The organism is Phocaeicola abscessus CCUG 55929 (genome assembly GCF_000312445.1).
In the GTDB taxonomy this organism is placed as follows: Bacteria; Bacteroidota; Bacteroidia; order Bacteroidales; family Bacteroidaceae; genus Phocaeicola; species Phocaeicola abscessus.
Map to the genome: position 1 here is coordinate 39,965 of NZ_HE997186.1, position 20,241 is coordinate 60,205.

Consider the following 20,241-nt stretch of genomic DNA (forward strand, 5'->3'; position numbering starts at 1 on the left):
TATTAATTATTATTACAATGATGAAAAACAAGTTTTTTAGCAGTTTAGGTATCAGATTAGTACTATCTGCAGTAGCGTTAACCACATTAACGTTTACGTCTTGTTCAAAAGAAGACTTTGACACTAAAGTCATCTACAATCCTGCTCAGGTCATTATCACCCCGCAGGTAATGGCCATCGATATGGAAAAAGGAACGGTATCGGATGTTACCTCTTCAGCTACTTTCACTTGGGCGGGAATCACCGCATCCGGCAATACCGCGACTATCGCCGGAACGACTACCAACCCCTCCATCGCGGCAGCAACCGTAACGATCACGGCCACTTACAAAGAAATCTCCGGTTCGGTAACCGTAAAGACTCCTGCGCTTTTGACGGGTATCGTTACCATGAACCCGACGATCTTCATCATCGAAAAGGGACCGATAAATCCGGAATGCAACTGTTACAACTCATTAGAACTGAGAAAACAATCAGACCCTGTACTCGGTGATAAGATTTACATGACTCCGACGACTCATGCGTATACGCACAACGGCAAACAGTACGTCGAAAATCCCAGCGAGTACTTCATGACGGTAACGGTAAAGGCTCCGATCAATAAGAAACGTGCTCTTGCAGGTTCTCCTGTTATCCTTGATTTAGAGCATGAGACAGAATTAAATGCCATAATTGAAAATCTTGTAAAAGGAATGTCTTACGATAACACGGAAATGAAAGAGTACACCTTTACAGCAAGTGCTTATAGCTTATTCACAGCTTACGTTCAACCAACCGTTATAACATATACATACGCCATTGTAAGAGTATGTAAAGACGGTTCTAAGACTGATGTTGCTACCTTCGATATGAAAGACAAATCGTACCATCAGGTTGTCCCTGAAGAGATCGGACATCCTTCGCACGCAGGTCATTATCAGCATGGTCACGGTCATGCAGGCCACGGCGGTTCGAGCAATGCAGGCGGCGGCATCATCAATGCAGACTAAATGGAGTAGATATTGAACAAGCTAATATTAAACAATTGATAAATACGTACGATTATGAAATTTAAAACGATAGCTCTTTCACTGCTTTTCATAAGCGCATGCGGCACGATGAGTGCGCAGAGTACAAAAGACAATTATTATACTCCGAAATGGAGCGATAATATCTTCGTAAGTGTGGGTGGCGGTATCTACTCGATCTATAACAACGAATTCGTAAAAGGAAATCCCCACTTCAACCTTTCGATCGGTAAACTGATTACTCCTACTTGGGGAGTTCGTGCCCAAGTCAACGGTATATGGACAAGCATCTCTCAGAAGAACTATTCCGAGAGCAGACACAAATTCTACGGCGGTAACATCGACGGTTTGTTGAACCTATCCACCCTGCTGGCCGGCGTCAATACCAATCGGGTATTCGAAGTATTCGCATTCTTAGGCCCTCAGATCAACATTTCCAAGTCGAATAACGGCTTGTTGATTATCGATCAGGCCAAAGGGACGCACGAGTTTAATAACAACGGCGGCGAAGAAAAAACGCATGCGCGCATCGGCGCATCGGCCGGCGTGGGATTGAAATTCAACCTGAACAAATCGTTCGCTTTGGATGTGGAAGCTCGCGGCTCCATCGCTCCGTCCAACTTCGGCAATGTAAGCGAATACCGCAAGAGCGAAGGTACGGGCGCCGTAACGGTCGGCTTCAGCTATATCTTCGGCGGGAAGAAATTCAATAAGGTTTCCGACCGCGTGATCGAGAAAGAAGTGATCAAGGAAGTGGTTAGAGAAGTTCCCAAAGAAGTGATCAAGGAAGTGGTGAAAGAAACCTGCAACGGTGCTATTGCCGGTGCGGTATTCTTCAAGATCAACCGTGCGACGTTGAACGATCAGAGCAAGGTGAACCTCAAGCTGATCGCCGAAGCGATGAAAGAGATGCCCAACGCCACCTTCATCATCAACGGCTATGCCGATAAAGCAACGGGTACGCCAGCCATCAACCAAAGCCTGTCGGAGCGACGCGCTCAAGTCGTTTACGACACGTTGATCGCCGAAGGCGTTAATCCGAATCAGTTGACCAAGGTTGCCAACGGCGGTACGGAAAACATGTTCGGTAAGAACTACCTGAACCGCGTAGTGATCATGCGAAACAAATAATCCGTTAAACCTACAATAAAAAGGATGCGCCTCACGCAGGTGCATCCTTTTTATTTATTATCGAGCACATGGCAGACAATTATTTGGAAAGACAAAGAGACGAGTACGAAAAACGAAAAGCGGCAGGGATGCACTCCAAGAAAAGAGGCGCACGCAAAACCGACACTCCAAAAGAAAAACGAACCGCTCCTGAAACCGCCTCTTAGCTCATGCAGTGTCGGGTGACGACCACTGCCGAACCCGCCGGCGAGAACGCTCGTCTGACATCCCGTCAAAAAATCAATGATTTCCCGAATTCAAAAAGAAAGAGCGCCGTCGATTTGAGCGATCAAGGCCCGATAAACCTGCTCGTTCTGCGCATGGAAAATACCCCTCGTATCTTCCCCGCACAGATCGACGCCAAGTACCTTTTGACAAGCCCAAAGTCCGGAGAGAAAAGACTGCAACTGCGCCAGCGAAAGGGCACCCTGATCCCAATTCGTTCGCATATACGTCGTAGCCAATACATCCAGATCGACGGAGACATAGAAAGGCCAATCGGTTTCTATATCCCGCAAATCCTTCACCAGAAGTATACGGTCTTCATAGCCCTCGAAAACGGCGCGTCTCTGCGGATCCGTCCCGACCATAAAGACTTGCCTCACATGCGGTTGACGTGCCAACAAATACCGCACCCAGCCGCCGCAAGAGAGAATCTCGCCAAATTGAGGCTTTTGCATATCCGAATGACGATCGAAAAGAACCAAGGAAAAATCTTCCGCTATCCTCGTCGCCCACAGGTAAGTAAGATAGTGGTAATTCCCGTTGTCCAGTAAATGGATGGCGCGAAGAGGGCAGGCACTCAGCTTATCGTTTAAAATCCGTTCGGCCTTTTCGTCGCAATAACCGTTCGTACCGACAATCCCCGTACAATCGACCCAAATACAGGATACCGAAGTACGCAGAAAAGCATAATCTTCGTACACCCGGGTGAAGTTAGCGATAACTATCGGAACGTGATGAGAGGCAGAATAAACCATTAAATTTCAAACGCATTTATATTATTTTATTGTCAAACGAAGAAAGTACTATAAATTTGCTACCTTTGCAGGATGAGAACATGATTACGTAACAAAATTAAAAATAAAACAATTCATGCGTAAATTTTTTACTCTATTCATTCTTTTAACGATGTTATCGGGTGCTGCGCACGCACAACAAATGTCCGATAAACAAGTCGTGGAATATTTAAAACGAGCGCAAGCTACCGGCAAATCTCAGTCGGAAACAGCTATGGAGCTCATGCGAAGAGGCGTTACCCGCCAACAAGTAGAACGTATACGCAATCGATATTTACAGGAACAACAGGTAGCGAATCTGTCCCAAAATGCCGCATCGGACGAGTCGCAGGAAAGGCTGCGCACCAATGCGGAGCCGGAAACGGGAACGACACCTGCCGAAAAAACGCCCCGAACACCTTCCAAACCGATCTTCGGACATAACTTATTTACCAATAAGAACCTCACCTTCGAACCCAATTCCAACATGGCCACGCCGGAAAACTACATCTTAGGTCCGGGCGACGAAGTGATCATCGATATCTGGGGAGCTTCGGAAAATACTATTCGCCAAACCATCTCGCCCGACGGCAACATCCAGATCGAAGGCATCGGTCCCATCTATTTGAGCGGCATGAACATTCAATCGGCCAGTCGCTTTCTGCAAAACGAATTATCGAAAATATATTCGGGGCCTTCCACCCAAATCAGACTGACCTTGGGAAACACTCGCTCCATTCAAATCAACATCATGGGCGAAGTCGCCATCCCCGGCACGTATACCCTGTCCGCTTTCTCCTCCGTATTCCACGCCTTGTATCGTGCCGGAGGCGTCAACGAGATCGGCAGTCTGCGCAACATCAAAGTGGTACGAAACGGACAGACGGCAGCCGATCTGGACGTATACAGTTTCATCATGAAGGGAAAGATGAACGACGACGTGCGTCTACAGGAAGGAGACGTCATCATCGTAGAACCTTACCAATCGCTGGTTCAGATCAGCGGCAAAGTAAAACGGCCGATGTTCTACGAATTGAAAACGTACGAATCCTTCAAAACGTTATTGAATTATGCCGGAGGTTTTACCGGCGACGCCTACAAGCAGTCCGTCCGACTGATTCGTAAGACGGGACGCGAGTATCAGATCTACAATATCGCCGAAACGGACTATTCCGTCTTCCGCATGGAAGACGGCGACGAAGTAGCAGTAGAATCCATCTTGGACCGCTACGAGAATCGCGTGGAGATTTTAGGCGCCGTGTATCGAGGCGGCGTCTATCAGCTGGACGAACAGACAAACACCGTAAAGGCCTTGATAAAAAAAGCCGACGGCTTACGGGGAGATGCCTTCCTGACACGAGCCATCCTGAATCGGGAAAAAGAGAATTACGACCACGAAGTAATCTCCGTCGACTTAAACGGCATCATGGACGGAACGGTAGCCGACATTCCCCTGCAGAAGAACGACGTGCTCTACGTTCCGAGCATACAGGGACTAAAAGAAAACGAAACGGTGACCATCCACGGCGAGGTAGGCAACCCCGGCACCTACCTGTATGCGGAAAAGATGAAGGTGGAAGACCTGATTATTCTGGCAGGAGGCTTGCTGGAAGATGCGGCCACGGTCAAGGTGGACATCACTCGCCGCATCAAGAACCCGAATAGCACGACCTACTCCAAAGAAGTAGGGAAAACCTATACGATCGACTTATCCAACGACTTCAAGGTGGGGAACGAAACGTTCCTGTTAGAACCTTTCGATGAGGTCTACATCCGCAAAAGTCCTTCCTATCACAGACAACAGAACATAACCATCAACGGCGAAGTGCTCTTCGGAGGTCGTTACGCCTTGCAAAGCAAGACGGAACGCCTCTCCTCCATCGTGGCGAGAGCGGGCGGCGTGACGCCGGAAGCCTATGTGAAAGGAGCCCGTCTCGTGCGTCAGATGACGAGGGAAGAATTATTCCGACAGCAAGACGTAGTGCAATTGGCCGAAAGATCGTCGGGGGACGATTCCCTTCGAGTCAATTCGTCCGATATGACAAGAAGTTATCCCATAGGCATCGACCTGGAGAAAGCCTTGCAAAATCCGAATTCCGACTACGACATCGTATTGCGCGACGGAGACGTCATTTACATCCCCGAATATATCAATACGGTGAAGGTGAGCGGCGCCGTCATGTATCCCAACACCGTCCTCTATCAAGAAGGGGAAAACCTGAAATACTATATCAACCGGGCAGGAGGCTTCGGCAATTCTGCACGCAAACACAAGGTATTCGTGATAAACCTGAACGGAAAAGCTTCGAAACTGAGCCTCCGCAGCAAAAGAGAAATCGAGCCGGGTTGCGAAATCATCGTCCCCTCTAAAGATAAAAAAGACAAATTGTCGTTACAGGAAATCGTTACGATGGGCACCCTCACCGCCTCTATGGCAGCATTGGTGACCTCCATGATCAAACTCTTCAAGTAAAAGAATATGAGTCAAACACATACGCCCCCCATCAAAGAAACCGAACGGCAATACGAAGAGCAAGAAATCGACTTGACGGAAATCGTCCGAAAGCTCTGGCAGAGACGCAAGCTGATCTATAAAGTCTGCGGAGGAGCTGCCTTGTTCGGCTTGCTTATCGCTTTCAGCATCCCGAAAGAATATACGACCCGCGTTAAAGTGTCCCTGGAAAGGACCACGGGAAGGAGCGGAGGAAGCCTAAGTTCGTTGGCGGCAATGGCAGGCATTAACCTGAGCTCCTCGAGCTCCGACGCGCTGTCCGATCAGATTTATCCGGAGGTGATGAACTCGACCCCTTTCCTCATCGATCTGTTCCACGTAAAAGTACAAAACGAAGACAGCGTGACCACCCTGTTCAACTACCTCCTAAACGATTACAGAACCCCGTGGTGGAACATCGCCATGCGAGGCATATTCTCCGTCCCGTCAAGAATAATCGGCATCTTCAAAGAGAAAAAAGGAGAGGAGGAGCGAATCTTCGCCCCCTCCAACCTGACCAAGAGAGAAAGAAAGGTCATCACCCTGTTAAAAGAGAACTTAATCCTCACAGTCGACAATAAAACCGGTGTGATGGACCTTTCTGTAACCATGCAGAACCCCGTCATCTCCGCGCAGATCACCGACACGATTTTAGTCAACCTGCAGAATTATATCACCACTTACCGCACCAACAAAGCGCGGAAAGATTTGGCCTATTCGAAAACGCTCTACCAAGAAGCGAAAACCGCATACACCGAAGCCCAGGATAAATACGCCCACTTTACGGACGCCAATCAGAATATCTTTTTGCACAGCTACCGGGCCGAACAGGAACGACTGCAAAACGAAATGAACCTGACATACCAGATCTACTCGCAAACCACTCAACAATTACAGGCCGCCAAGGCGAAAGTGCAGGAGAATACGCCGGCTTTCGTCGTGATTCAACCCTCGGTCGTCCCGCTCAAACCGTCCAAACCCCACAAGATGCTTCTGCTCGTCGGATGTATCTTCCTGGGATTCGCGGGAAGCTGCGCATGGATCTATCTGGAGGCTCAATTCACCGCATGGAAGAAGCTGTTCTGCACCTCGGAAACAATTAAACAAAAGGAAGGAAAAGCATAATGGGAAAATGTATCGTTCATAACTACGAAGAGTTCGCCGCATGGCAAGGCAAGGTCATCGGCGTATCCGATTACGTGCCACTCAATCAAGACCGGATCAACCGATTCGCCGACGCTACAGACGATCATCAATGGATTCACGTAGACGTGAGGCGCGCTCGGACAGACTCGCCCTACCACAGCACCATCGCTCACGGATACCTCACGCTGTCCATGCTCCCCCGGCTGTGGAACCAGGTCATCGAAGTGCATAACCTCAAGATGATGGTCAATTACGGGATGGATAAAATGAAATTCGGACAGCCCGTACTGGCCGGTCAAAGCATTCGCCTTACCGCCGTCCTGCAGAGCATTCAAAACCTCAGGGGAATCACTAAAGCAGAGATCAAATTTACCCTGGATATCAAAGAAGAGGGGAAGAAAGCCTTGGAGGGCGTGGCGACCTTCCTCTATTATTTCGAATAAATACCTCGAAACGACATCCCGTTTTTACCCCCGCTCCCAACGGTCAGCGCTGCCGATAAGGTCGACGGATATTCGCACTCGACAGAATGTCGAAAAGAGTCTCCGCCGAGAACACCCGGCTGCCGGGACATCGAAAAAGAGTCTCCGCCGGGAGCACTCGGCTGCCGAGGCATCGAAAAAGAGTCTCCGCCGGGAGCACTCGGCTGCCGAGGCATCGAAAAAGAGTCTCCGCCGGGAGCACCCGGCTGCCGAGGCATCGAAAAAGAGTCTCCGCCGGGAGCACCCGGCTGCCGAGGCATCGAAAAAGAATCTCCGCCGAGACACCCGGCTGCCGCAAGCAGCAAAAGCGGAGATCTGTTCGCTACGCCTCACTGATCCTCCGATAAACCCACGCAAAGGCCGGGACGAGGAAAGCAACCGCTGCCACCCATGCGGTGGGATCGCCGAAACACACGGCCACGTAACCGAAAGCGGGTACAGCAACGACACTGACCACGACGCGAGCAATCATCTCCGACACGCCCGACAACATGGAGAGCCCCGTATATCCCGCCCCCTGAATGGAGTAACGCAAGATGCAAAGCGTACCCAACACCGGATAGAACGATACGGATATGTGCAGGAACAGAGCGGTATCGCGAACGATTTCCGTTTCGGAAGGATCGATAAACAGAAAGGCGAAAATCTCCGAGCAAGTCCATAGCACTACGCCCATACCGAGGCTATAGATCCACATCATCCACCACGCAGACTTCATGCCCTGCCAAATCCGCTGGGGTTTTCCAGCCCCGTAATTCTGGCCGGCGAAAGTAGCCATGGCGATGCCTAAGCTTTCCAGAGGGCACATACAAAACATCTTGATGCGCATGGCAGCGGTAAAAGCCGCTACACACGCCGTTCCCAACGCATTATTGGCGCTCTGAAGCATGATGCTGCCGATAGCGGTAATACTGAATTGTAAACCCATCGGTACGCCGATATAAAGCAGTATACGCGCGTATTTCGAACGATATTTCCGCTCCTGCACGCTACTCCGCAAAATATCGAAATGCCGATGCATATACCGATAGCAGAGAACAGCCGATACTCCCTGCGCGATCAACGTAGCGACGGCCGCTCCCGCCACGCCCCAACCCAGCAAAAGAATACAGCATAGATCCAATACGATGTTCAGCACGGTGCTGAACAGCAAAAACCAGAACGGTGTCTCGCTGTCGCCCAAAGCGCGGATAACGCTCGACAGCAGATTGTAGAAGAACGTACAGGGGATCCCTATAAAAGTAATGAGCAAATACCAGTAGGCATCCCGAAAGATAGCCTCCGGCGTACGCATCCAATGCAGGATATCGTCGCACAGCAGGGAAGTGACGAGCATGATCGCCATGCTCATAAGGGCGGCTAACTTAAACGCGGTCCACACCATGCCTCGCATGCTGGCGTAATCCCTTGCCCCGAACTTCTGAGCTACAGGAATACCGAAGCCGCCGCAACAACCGTTGCAAAAGCCCAGGATCAGGAAAATCACCGAAGAGCCGGCGCCTACGGCTGCCAAGGCATGGATGCCCAAGAATTTCCCCACGATGGCGGCGTCCACCAACGAGTAGGTCTGTTGAAGCAGATTCCCACCCAACAAAGGCCCTGCGAAACGAAATATTTGAGGCAGCGTAGCTCCCTCGGTCATTTCATTCGTAGTACGGTTCATATAAAAGCTGTTAGTTCTCTACGCAACTGTCTTTGCGAGCATCACGATTGTCGATCTTCTTATTCAAGAACTTGATGAAAAGCAACCATGCCGCCATATTGATGACGATCAACAAAGTAACCTGAATGAAACAAGACAATATCATATTGATGACGATCAGAAAAGCAGCGATACACAAGATCGAAACCATAGCCCGGCGCTGTTTCATCCCCATCGACAACAGTTTATGATGAAGATGATTCTTGTCGGGCAGGAAAGGACTGCGCCCGAGGCGAATGCGGTGAAAAAACACGCGTACCACATCGAAGCAGGGAACGACCAACGGCACAAATGCCAATACGAAGTAATTATAGAGCACCAACTTCTCATTCGGAGTATGAGAGCACAACTCGATGCTCAAAAAGCTCAAAATCAGTCCGAGCGTTAAGGAACCGGTATCTCCCATGAAAATCTTCCGCCCATGTTCCGCACTTCCGAATACATTATAGTAATAAAAAGGAATGATCGTGCCTAATGCGGAGAAAGAGATCAGGGCCTGCGCGTATTTCTCTTCAAACATAAAGATCGCCCCGTAATAAATCAGTGCCACGCCGCTCAAACCGGAAGCCAGCCCGTCGATTCCATCCATCAGATTGACCGCATTGATGATAAAAACCACCACCAAAATAGTCAACGGATAGCCAATCCACCAAGAGATCTCATGAATACCGAACAGACCGTGCAAATCGTTCAGCCACATATCTCCGCCAATCAACAGTACGGCACAGCATATTTGAATATAGAACTTGTTCCAATACCTCACTCCTACCAAATCGTCCATCGTACCGATCAAAAAGATAAGGGTCAACGCACACAGGCCGAATGCCATACTGCGCGACTCCGCTACCAAATGAGTGATCAACTCGCCCTTGGAAAAAACAAGCGCCACACCTACGGCAAAAGAAACCGTGAAGATAATGCATGGAGCAAAGGCAAAACCTCCTAAGCGAGGGATAGGATCATGGTGAATCTTTCGTTTATCAGGTTCGTCGAACAGTCTTTTTCTAAAAGATATCAGCAGAATCTTAGGAGTAATGAACCCATTGTAGAAGGAACTTATCAGGATAGCAAGGAGCATGATACCCCACCAGAAAAGCATATCTGAAACGAAAGAATCCATATATCTGTTCTAAATGAAACCAACAGTTTACACGATCGCTTTCAAAAGGGATTTACCCGCCCTCGGCCGACCGTACCCTCCGGCTAATCGCCTAACAAAAGTAGAATTAAAAAAGAAAATATTAAAATTTTTCTACTATTTTTTTACGGGAGCACCTTTTTCTATTTCCCTCTTCCTGCCTTGCCTATCTCAAAAAAAACGTATCTTTGCACTATGAAGAAAACCGTCATGACGAGCCCGGAACGCCGTTGGTATGTGGCCTACACGCTCTCCCGTCACGAAAAGAGCGTAGCGGAGAAGCTCAAACTGATGGGGATAGAATGTTATGTGCCCGTTCAGGAGGAAATCCGCTTTTACAAAGGAGGCCGCAAAAAAATCCAACGCGTGGTACTCCCCATGACGATCTTTATTCACGGTACGAATAAAGAACGCCTCGCAGCGTTGCAACTTCCCTCCGTCACACATTACTTGATGGCCATCGGGCAACATCGTGTAGCGACGATCCCCTCCGATCAGATGGATCGCTTTCGTTTCATGCTCGATTATTCCGATACGGCGATAGAAAAACTCAATACTCCGTTGACGCCCGGCATGATGATCACCGTGATCAAAGGCCCGTTGACCGGACTGCAAGGAGAACTGATCCGCGTAAATCGCACGTCGAAGGTAGTTGTCCGCATCGACTGGCTGGGATGTGTAGGCACCGAAATTCCCGTCGGCTTTGTAGAACCTGTAAAAAACATGTCCGAATGAATGTATTAGTTACCGGCGCCAACGGACAGTTAGGCGCTTCCATCCGGGAGGCGACCGCGCAGAGCCTCCATCGGTATATCTTCACCGATATCGACGAATTGGACATTACGAACAAGGACGCCATTCGCCGGACAATCGATGCACAGCCTATCGATGTCATCGTAAACTGCGCCGCCTACACCCATGTGGATAAGGCGGAGGACGACTACTCCGCTGCCGATGCGTTAAACCGGCAAGCTGTATCCGATTTGGCTACGGTCGCAAAAGAATCCGATGCCGTATTGATCCACATCTCGACCGATTATGTATTTCAGGGAGACAGGGTAATCCCCTACAAGGAAGACGACCCGCCCCGACCGGCCGGCGTATATGGCAAGACCAAATTAGCAGGCGAAGAGGCGATACGAGCTGCAGGATGCAAGCATATTATCATCCGGACGTCATGGCTCTATTCTCCTTATGGACACAATTTTGTAAAGACCATGCTGAAGCTCACAGCCGAAAATCCTACCGTAAAAGTAGTGTTCGACCAGACAGGCACGCCCACGTATGCATACGATCTGGCAACGGCGATCGTCCACCTGATCGAATCGGACCGATTGGATAAGGAAGGGATTTATCACTTCAGCAACGAAGGAGCCATCTCGTGGTACGATTTTGCACAGGCAATCAACGAATTGGCCCAACATCACTGCAACGTGTCGCCTTGTCACAGCGACGAATTCCCAAGTAAGGCGCCTCGGCCTGCATTCTCCGTTTTGGACAAGACCAAGATTAAGAAAACGTTTGACATCTCTATCCCCTATTGGAGAGACAGTTTGAAAGATTGCATCAATCGGTTGATGCGGGATCAGAATACGTAAACATCACTTATTTCGCCATCGCCTGGAAATAGGTCGCAGCCGCAACCGACCATGCATACTCTTCCTTTCTCCGCTCTATCCTGGTTTTTCACGGAAATTTCCATGATCCGCGTATGAATTCTCCCTTCCTCGACAAAATAGAGAAAAAAACTCGATAATGTCATAATTATGACAATCATATTGAAAATTTAATCCTATTTTCCGTCAAAAAGTGAAAAGATCATGGTATTTTCGAAAAAACAGAAAATGATAGGTATTGTTTTGATGGGAATCATCGTCGGAGCGGGAGGTCTGTTTCTCTACATGCTCCGAGCGCATTCCTATCTGACGGATGAACCTTCTGCTTGCGTGAACTGCCATATAATGACGCCGTATTACGCCACCTGGATGCATAGTTCGCATAGCAGAGACGCTACTTGCAATGATTGCCACGTGCCGCACGATAATCTCGTTTCCAAATGGTTCTTTAAAGGGAAAGACGGAATGAACCATGTTTCGGTCTTCCTCGCGAAAGGCGAACCGCAGGTGATACAAGCCCACGAAGCCAGTTCGCAAGTGATCATGAATAACTGTATCCGTTGTCATACGCAACTGAATACCGAATTCGTTAAGACGGGGCGCATCGATTACATGATGTCGCAAGCAGGTGCGGGAAAAGCTTGTTGGGACTGTCATCGGGACGTTCCTCACGGCGGAAAGAACAGCTTGTCGGGTACGCCCGGCGCCATCGCCCCCTATCCCGCTTCTCCCGTCCCCGCATGGCTAAAAAAAATAATGACTAACCGTAAACAATAATTTTTAAATATGACAAATAAATTAAAATCATGGCAAGGATGGCTATTGTTTGGAGTATCAATGGTTGTCGTATTTATTTTAGGTTTACTCGTTTCCTCGTTGATGGAACGAAGAGCCGAAGTGATCAGTGTATTCAATAATCGCCGCACGCCGATGAGCGGAATCGTGGCCCAGAATGAAAAATTTAAAGACGATTTCCCACGCGAATACAAGACTTGGAAAGATACGGAAGACACTTCGTTTCGCAGTGACTTCTTCCAAGGAAGCGAGGCTGTCGATGTACTTGAAGAACGTCCCGAAATAGTTATCATGTGGGCCGGATATGCTTTTTCAAAAGACTATACCACTCCGCGCGGACACATGCATGCCATCGAAGACGTTACGCGTTCATTGCGCACAGGTGCTCCCATGACTGAAACCGACGGTCCGCAACCTGCTACTTGCTGGACTTGTAAGAGCCCCGACGTACCGCGTATGATGGAGGCCATGGGCATTGCCAATTTCTATAAGAGCAAATGGGGAGCATTAGGCAGCGAAATCGTGAACCCGATCGGTTGCGCCGATTGCCACGAACCGGAAAATATGAATCTGCAAATCAGTCGACCCGCCCTGATCGAAGCCCTCGAACGACAGGGAACGGATATTAAAAATGCGACACAACAGGAAATGCGTTCGCTCGTGTGCGCACAATGTCACGTAGAATATTATTTCAAAGGAGACGGCAAATACCTTACTTTCCCATGGGACAAAGGATTCACATGCGAAGATATGGAAACGTACTACGACGAAATAAACTATTACGACTACATTCATCCGTTAAGCAAAGCGCCGATATTGAAAGCGCAACACCCGGATTACGAACTTAGCAAAATGGGAATTCATGGACAACGAGGCGTTTCGTGCGCCGACTGTCACATGCCCTATAAGAGCGAAGGAGGCGTAAAATTCAGCGATCATCATATTCAAAGTCCACTGGCAAAAATCGATCGTACCTGTCAAGTTTGCCATCGGGAAAGCGAAGAGACCCTTATCCAAAATGTTCGCGAACGCCACGGCAAGGCATATGCCGCCCTCGATCACCTGACTTCAGAACTTGCAAAAGCGCATATCGAAGCCAAATTCGCGTGGGAAAAAGGTGCAACCGAGACTCAAATGAAACCCGTGCTCGACCTTATCCGGAAGGCGCAATGGCGCTGGGATTTCGCGGGGGCCACGCACGGCGGTTCATTCCATGCTCCGCAAGAATTTATGCGTATCATCCACAACGGTTTGGACAATACCTTACAGGCGCGGTTGGTCATCTCAAAAGTATTGGCGAAACTCGGGTACACGGACGATGTGCCTATGCCTGACATCTCGACGAAGGCCAAAGCACAGGCCTACATCGGCCTCGATATGGAAAAAGAAAAGGCAACGAAGGCCGGATTTATGAAGACCATCGTCCCGCAATGGATACAGAAAGCGAAAGAAAACGGCCGTTTAGAACAAATGTAACGCATACCGTCTTTCTTCATTTTTACTGCCGGACAGACCGTTTGTCCCCGATGCGAATATAAATAACACGTATGTATCATATCGAATAATACCGTTTCACATTAATTATGATTATCATGAAGAAACACCTTTTTGTTTTACTGCTGATGGGCGCATGCGTTTCAGCGACCTTACAGGCTCAAAATACATCCCAAGAAAATACGTTCGGCCTGTCTGCACAAATACGCACGAGAGGCGAATATCGCAACGGTATGATTTCCCCGCGCGATGAGGGGAAGAAGCCGGCCAGTTTCATAAACAGCCGCGCCAGGTTGTCGATGGGATATCAACGTGACAATCTGGAAATAAAATTCTCCACACAACACGTAGGGGTATGGGGACAAGATCCGCAAATCGACAAAAACGGCCGTTTTATTCTCCATGAGGCTTGGGCAAAGCTCCGACTCGGCAACGGCTTCTTTACCCAGCTCGGCCGACAAGATCTGGTGTACGATGACGACCGTATTCTCGGCAGCCTCGATTGGAATGTGGCCGGGCGATATCACGACGCATTAAAATTCGGATACGAAGACCGAAACCGCAAGTTACATTTGATCCTGGCATTCAATCAAAATGACGAAAAAATCATCGGGGGCACTTATTATGCCCCCGGAGCTCAGCCCTATAAAAACATGCAAACGTTGTGGTATCATTATACCGGCTCACAAACCCCGTTTAATATCTCCTTACTCTTTATGAATCTCGGCTTCGAAACAGGCGATGCGACAGAGAAGAAATCGGATACGAAATACCTGCAAACTTTCGGAACATATATGACTTACGCGCCATCGGTATGGGACCTCAGCGGAACGTTCTACTATCAAAGCGGAAAGAACAAGGCTTCGCAAAGCGTTTCCGGTTTTATGGCAAGCATCACTGCCGGATATAAAATCAACGATTCATGGAAAATCAGTCTCGGAAGCGACTATATGAGCGGCGAAAACGGTAAAGGAGACAAGTATAATGCATTCGATCCGCTCTACGGGACTCATCACAAGTTCTATGGCACGATGGATTATTTCTATGCATCTTCGTTCACCTCCGGGCACGCCCCCGGATTATGGGACAATTATATCGACCTCCACTTCAAACCTTCACCCGAAATTAACATGGGACTTACCGGACATTACTTCAATACCGCTGCCAAACTGGAAGATTTAAATCGCAGCCTGGGCACGGAGCTCGACTATCAGCTGAACTGGAAAATCATGAAGGATGCAACCCTGACATTCGGTTATTCGGTGATGTTCGGCACGAAGACGATGGATGCCGTAAAAGGTGGGAACCACAAAAGCTGGCAAGATTGGGGGTGGATTTCCTTAAACTTGACTCCGAAATTATTCTCTGCCAAATGGTAAACCTTTACTTTCAACCATTCAGCTACCCAGCCGATATGAAGAGCACGGAAACATCTTCACATCGGCTCGCGCAGCTCCTTTAGATTCAATTCGATGCGATTCTTTCCCTTTCGTTTGATAAGGCCTTCTTTCTCCAACTTATTGATTTCCGTCGAAAGGGCAGGACGCGACACATTCAGATATTGGGCCAATTGAATTTGCGAATGCATCATCGAAACGACGAGATCTTCTTTCTTCTTATGTTTGAAGAAATAGACCAAAAGCCTCTCACGTATAGTTTTCCGCGATAAGATATCCAAACGCACCGTCGTACAGACATTGCATTTCCCTGCAATATTCAAGAAACGTTTCAATATTTCGGGATATTCGCAGAATACGTCAAAAGCCGATTCCTTGGAAACCGTCAGCAGAATATTATCTTCCACGGCAGTGAAAGTAGCCGAAAATTTGGCGTCTTCATTGAACAAAAGAGGAGTGGCAAATGCTCTCGGAGCCTCGATATATTCGATTAAAATATCATTTCCGTTGACATCGATCATATCTACACGCAATTTCCCCTTGAGCAACACATATAATTTCCGACAGATACTGCCCTGTTTAATCACCGTCTCCCCTTTCGGGATTTCGTACACCAGCACATCGAGCTTCTCTATAAGCTCTCTCCTAATGTTCTCTTGCAGATCTTTCAGTAATGTAATCGTCAGTAAAATCTCTCTATACGCATCATCGTATTGAATTCGTTTCATAGCACTTAGATTCGTCTGTTGTCTACAAATTTAGACAAAATTTTCCGATTACAAACCGGCCGAACTAAAAAATGAAAAATCTTTCTTCGACTACCTGACAGAGTTCTCCGAAAAACACGCCGTCGGCATGGAGGCCGATTCTCATGGCAATCAGGGTTGACGCATTTGCTCTCCCTGCCCCTCTTCTTAAAGAGGTCCTGGCGTCAAGAGCGGGGAGTTTCACCGTTCTTCGGTTCGTTTCTTCCAACGTTTTTCAATACCTTTACGCTGGAAATTAATCCATTAGTACACAATGGGAACATTATCTATCTTACACAAGATGTAGAGCCGCGACCATCATTTGCGGGCGGTCAATACATCCGTCGTACCGGTTCATCAAGTTTGGGGTAATCGTTCTTCTGCATTTTCGTCATAAGCCTTCCTTAATTTATCCAATCAGGAAATAGCGGGGCGTCTTTGCTTTATACGCTCGGTAAGTCTCGCCATAGGTCGCTTCGCAATACCGTTCTTCACCCAAAATAGTCAGGTGCGTGAAGACAAAGAACGGAACGATCACTATGAGCAGCCACAGCGAAGTCGAAGCGATACAAACGGCAAGCATGCCTAAATGGAACGCAAAGTACATCGGATTGCGCGAGTAGCGATAGACACCGCCCGTTACCGCCTCGTCGGGCGAAGCGGCGCCATAAGCGTAAAAGGCAGCGATGAACGCCATTAAAGAGAGCGCAAACAGCACGCAACCGACCGCAAACCATGCCGTGCCCGTCTTGAACGGCACGAATACGGAAACGAGCAGCAGGGTTATTTGAAAGAATGTGCTCCACAAGGCGTTACGCCTGTCCTTCGCCGTGTACCACGACGTGTCAACCGCCCGTTTGCCACCCTCCCGGTACAGAAACATAAATACGAACTGGATGAGCACCATCCCCCACACGGGTATCCAAGCATTGAACCAACCGGGCGTTAAGGCAGTGAAGAATTGCCATTCATTCATAATCGATTCCTCCTAAACTATTATATGGTTTATAAGGACAAAAATAGGAGTTTCGTCTAACGATGGCAATACCGATAAATAGTGATTTTTTCTAAAAAACCGAAAGAATTCGCCTATCCGCGTTGCGAACGATCGCAGAGAAGAGTTGCTCAAAATTCGCTTGAGAAATGAAATCCGATGTGCTTAAAATCGTGCTGGGCCATAGCGAGCACGTAATTGCTATCGGCCAGAAAGACATCGCGACCTTCCCGATCTTTCGCCATGAACTGATACTTTCGCTTCTTGAAATTCTCTAATTCTTCTACCTCGTCGCTCTCTATCCAACAAGCTTTGTAAAGGCTGACCGGTTCCCAACGACACTTGGCCCCGTACTCGTTTTCCAGTCGGTACTGGATGACCTCGAACTGTAACTGTCCCACGGTTCCTATCAGCTTCCGACCGTTGAACTGATTGACAAACAACTGCGCGACACCTTCATCCATCAACTGATCGATGCCTTTTGCCAACTGCTTCTGTTTCATCGGATCGGCGTTCTCTATGTATTTGAACATCAGCGGAGAGAAGCTGGGCAAACCTTTGAAGTGCAACACTTCGCCTTCGGTCAGCGTATCGCCTATCTTGAAGGTACCGTTATCGGGCAAACCGACGATGTCGCCCGCCCACGCTTCGTCCACCGTCTGTTTGCGTTGCGCCATGAACTGTGCGGGCGAAGAGAAACGCACCATCTTTTCGTTACGGACATGATAATAGGGAGCATTGCGGACGAATTTTCCCGAACAAACCTTGCAGAAAGCGATACATGAACGATGGTTAGAATCAATATTCGCCGTGATCTTAAAGATGAAGCCGGTAAACTTCGGCTCTTCCGGATCTACCAACCGTTCTTGCGATTGTACGGGACGCGGATGGGGAGCGATCTCAACAAAACTATCCAGCAATTCTTGCACACCGAAATTATTTAATGCCGAGCCGAAGAACACCGGGGCCAAATCGCCCTTCAAATAAGCATTCACTTCGAAGGTAGGATAAATGCCGGCTATCAGTTCCAAGTCGGAACGCAATTTCTCTGCCGAAGAGGCTCCGATATGTTGTTCCAAATCGTCCGTACGCACATCCACTTCGTATTTCTCCGTAACCACCTGCTTGGACGGCTGGAAAAGATTCAACTTCTCTTCGAAAATATTATACACGCCTTTGAAGCGAGGGCCCGATTCGATGGGCCACGTCAGTGGACGGACGGATACAGCCAGTTCGCTCTCCAATTCGTCCAGCAGATCGAACGGATCTTTTCCTTCTCGATCCATCTTATTGACGAAGATGATGACAGGCGTCTTGCGCATCCGACAAACTTCCATCAGTTTCAAGGTTTGCGCTTCTACGCCTTTGGCCGCATCCACCACGATAATAACGCTGTCGACGGCCGTCAACGTCCGATACGTATCCTCCGCAAAATCCTGATGTCCGGGCGTGTCGAGAATGTTGATCTTGTAATCCCGATAGTCGAACTCCATCACCGAGGTAGTCACCGAAATGCCCCGTTGCTTCTCTATGTCCATCCAATCGGACGTAGCGGTTTTACGTATCTTATGACTCTTCACGGCGCCGGCTACCTGAATTTGTCCGCCGAACAAGAGGAATTTCTCCGTCAACGAGGTTTTGCCGGCATCCGGATGGGCTACGATGGCGAAGGTTCTCCTTCTCTCTATTTCCTGATTAAGCATATGGGCAAAATTTTAATCCACATTCAACTCGCCGGCTTTAACCTGCCGGTAATAGTCGGACAGCATAGCCAGCATGTTCGAAATCGCCTCCTGCGCTTCGGCAGTCTCTCTGTTCACTTCTTTCCGCTGTAATTTCAGCATCAGGATACCGTACAAGGCATCAAAACAGGTCTCCAATTCGGGTTCGTCCGGATTCGCTCCCTTCGCCCGCAGTTCGACGATAAAGGGCAAAACCTTATCATAAGCGGAATCGTAATAAGGAAACTTAGCGGAACGCAACAAACGAAGATGCAAATCGGTGAGCCATGCAATCACATTCTTATTGACCTGCAAATGTCCTTTTTCCTGCACGTTTTCCCGCCGCATCATTTCGATCAGCTCGGTATACCACTGCATTAGTTCCTGTTTCTGTTCCTCCGCGGCAGGATACGGATCGACGATTTTCTTTTTTATCTCCTCCATGTCGCAGCCATTGGCGCGTATCAAGTCTTCCACCTGCCACATATACAACAGGTATTCTGCCATATTCTCTTCTTTCAATTGCCGGGAAATAAACATACCATATTCACTTTAAAAATCAACCGATCACCGACGCGCCGTCAATAGATGGTCGTCCCAGTCAGCGTAAGAATCATACCCACCACCGAAATAAAGATGACCATCCCCCCTATCACTCTGTTCATCATCCATATTCCTCTCAGATTAAATTGCGAACGGATCTTGTTCACACCGGTTGTCAGCATGAGCCACCAGCAGATCGCTCCGCATACGATAGCCACATAACCGGCCAACTGAATCGGCCAGGACAATTCGGGATTGATAAACGAAAAGCGGGCGAATAAACCGATGAAAAGGAAAATGATCAGCGGATTGGAAAGTGTGACCAAAAAAGCGGTGATGAAATTGTGGAAATAAGTGCCGGTAGGATATTTCTGATTGGGATCATACCGTCGGATCGACCTCACGGGATTGCTGCGAAACGTATAGATACCGAAAACCAAGAGCATCGCACTGCCCAGTAACTGAAGCGTCACCTGATTCTTAATAATAAAATCGTCCATGAAACTCATGCCGTACCCCGTCAGCAAAGCATAACAGATATCGCTCAACGTCGCACCCAGGCCGGTGACGAATCCGAACCATCGTCCCTTATTGAGCGTCCGTTGAAGGCACAGCACACCCACCGGCCCCATCGGTGCGGAGGCAACGATCCCAATTACAAGTCCCTTTACCAATTCCAATATAACTACCGCTATCAGATTCATGTCCGCAAAGATAGCTACTTTTTTGCTAATATCGCGTATATTTGCTTCCGTTTTTCTTTCAAAGACAAGCGCTTTTACCTAACTTTGCGATCGAAAA

General features: G+C 48.5%; 18 protein-coding genes. 10 read left to right on the top strand and 8 right to left on the bottom strand.

Annotated features, from left to right (window positions below):
- The first annotated feature begins 17 nt into the window (after positions 1-17).
- Positions 18-989: a DUF3869 domain-containing protein gene (locus BN102_RS10595; RefSeq protein ID WP_083867239.1), complete on the top strand. Its 972-nt coding sequence runs from the start codon at positions 18-20 to the stop codon at positions 987-989.
- A gap of 54 nt (positions 990-1,043) precedes the next feature.
- A complete protein-coding gene (locus BN102_RS09375; RefSeq protein WP_021311954.1) occupies positions 1,044-2,138 on the top strand; it encodes an OmpA family protein in 1,095 nt (364 codons plus the stop codon).
- 296 nt (positions 2,139-2,434) lie between these two features.
- On the opposite strand, the gene BN102_RS09380 is transcribed toward BN102_RS09375, so the two are convergent.
- Complete coding sequence (locus tag BN102_RS09380) at positions 2,435-3,157, bottom strand: arginase family protein (protein ID WP_019208885.1); 723 nt, start codon at positions 3,155-3,157, stop codon at positions 2,435-2,437.
- 115 nt (positions 3,158-3,272) lie between these two features.
- Between BN102_RS09380 and BN102_RS09385 the strand changes: the two genes are divergently transcribed.
- From BN102_RS09385 to BN102_RS09395, 3 genes are read left to right on the top strand one after another with little or no spacing between them, the layout of a single operon-like run.
- The gene (locus BN102_RS09385) at positions 3,273-5,648 is read left to right on the top strand and encodes an SLBB domain-containing protein (RefSeq protein WP_036787945.1); all 2,376 of its coding nucleotides are present in this window, start codon (positions 3,273-3,275) and stop codon (positions 5,646-5,648) included.
- A 6-nt stretch (positions 5,649-5,654) separates the two neighbouring features.
- Complete coding sequence (locus BN102_RS09390) at positions 5,655-6,791, top strand: Wzz/FepE/Etk N-terminal domain-containing protein (protein ID WP_019208887.1); 1,137 nt, start codon at positions 5,655-5,657, stop codon at positions 6,789-6,791.
- Positions 6,791-7,255 (top strand): MaoC family dehydratase, encoded by a 465-nt coding sequence (locus BN102_RS09395; RefSeq protein ID WP_019208888.1) that lies wholly within the window; start codon positions 6,791-6,793, stop codon positions 7,253-7,255. Before BN102_RS09390 ends, BN102_RS09395 begins: the two co-directional genes overlap by 1 nt.
- A 361-nt stretch (positions 7,256-7,616) precedes the next feature.
- On the opposite strand, the gene BN102_RS09405 is transcribed toward BN102_RS09395, so the two are convergent.
- The gene (locus BN102_RS09405) at positions 7,617-8,957 is read right to left on the bottom strand and encodes an MATE family efflux transporter (protein WP_019208890.1); all 1,341 of its coding nucleotides are present in this window, start codon (positions 8,955-8,957) and stop codon (positions 7,617-7,619) included.
- Between the two features lie 10 nt (positions 8,958-8,967).
- Positions 8,968-10,116 carry an MraY family glycosyltransferase gene (locus tag BN102_RS09410; RefSeq protein WP_245545382.1) on the bottom strand — a complete coding sequence of 383 codons (1,149 nt, stop codon included), beginning with the start codon at positions 10,114-10,116 and terminating at the stop codon, positions 8,968-8,970.
- Between the two features lie 213 nt (positions 10,117-10,329).
- Between BN102_RS09410 and BN102_RS09415 the strand changes: the two genes are divergently transcribed.
- From BN102_RS09415 to BN102_RS09440, 5 genes are all read left to right on the top strand, one after another.
- A complete protein-coding gene (locus BN102_RS09415) occupies positions 10,330-10,869 on the top strand; it encodes a UpxY family transcription antiterminator (RefSeq protein WP_019208892.1) in 540 nt (179 codons plus the stop codon).
- Positions 10,866-11,732 carry a dTDP-4-dehydrorhamnose reductase gene (rfbD, locus tag BN102_RS09420; RefSeq protein WP_019208893.1) on the top strand — a complete coding sequence of 289 codons (867 nt, stop codon included), beginning with the start codon at positions 10,866-10,868 and terminating at the stop codon, positions 11,730-11,732. The genes BN102_RS09415 and rfbD overlap by 4 nt, the downstream gene beginning before the upstream one ends.
- A gap of 222 nt (positions 11,733-11,954) precedes the next feature.
- Complete coding sequence (gene nrfH, locus BN102_RS09430) at positions 11,955-12,527, top strand: cytochrome c nitrite reductase small subunit (RefSeq protein WP_019208895.1); 573 nt, start codon at positions 11,955-11,957, stop codon at positions 12,525-12,527.
- A 9-nt stretch (positions 12,528-12,536) separates the two neighbouring features.
- Positions 12,537-14,021, top strand: coding sequence for an ammonia-forming cytochrome c nitrite reductase (nrfA, locus tag BN102_RS09435; RefSeq protein ID WP_036787947.1), 1,485 nt, complete (start codon positions 12,537-12,539; stop codon positions 14,019-14,021).
- A gap of 116 nt (positions 14,022-14,137) precedes the next feature.
- Positions 14,138-15,418: an alginate export family protein gene (locus tag BN102_RS09440; protein WP_036787988.1), complete on the top strand. Its 1,281-nt coding sequence runs from the start codon at positions 14,138-14,140 to the stop codon at positions 15,416-15,418.
- Between the two features lie 56 nt (positions 15,419-15,474).
- Here the strand turns inward: BN102_RS09440 and BN102_RS09445 are convergent, their stop codons facing one another.
- From BN102_RS09445 to BN102_RS09465, 5 genes are all read right to left on the bottom strand, one after another.
- Positions 15,475-16,164: a Crp/Fnr family transcriptional regulator gene (locus tag BN102_RS09445; protein ID WP_019208898.1), complete on the bottom strand. Its 690-nt coding sequence runs from the start codon at positions 16,162-16,164 to the stop codon at positions 15,475-15,477.
- 427 nt (positions 16,165-16,591) lie between these two features.
- Positions 16,592-17,158 carry a methyltransferase family protein gene (locus BN102_RS09450; RefSeq protein WP_019208899.1) on the bottom strand — a complete coding sequence of 189 codons (567 nt, stop codon included), beginning with the start codon at positions 17,156-17,158 and terminating at the stop codon, positions 16,592-16,594.
- Between the two features lie 149 nt (positions 17,159-17,307).
- On the bottom strand, positions 17,308-18,879 hold the full coding sequence (locus BN102_RS09455) for a peptide chain release factor 3 (RefSeq protein ID WP_019208900.1): 1,572 nt from the start codon (positions 18,877-18,879) through the stop codon (positions 17,308-17,310).
- A 12-nt stretch (positions 18,880-18,891) separates the two neighbouring features.
- A complete protein-coding gene (locus BN102_RS09460; protein ID WP_019208901.1) occupies positions 18,892-19,437 on the bottom strand; it encodes a DUF4924 family protein in 546 nt (181 codons plus the stop codon).
- Between the two features lie 41 nt (positions 19,438-19,478).
- Positions 19,479-20,144, bottom strand: a complete 666-nt coding sequence (locus tag BN102_RS09465; RefSeq protein WP_019208902.1) for a LysE family translocator — start codon at positions 20,142-20,144, stop codon at positions 19,479-19,481.
- Positions 20,145-20,241: the final 97 nt, after the last annotated feature.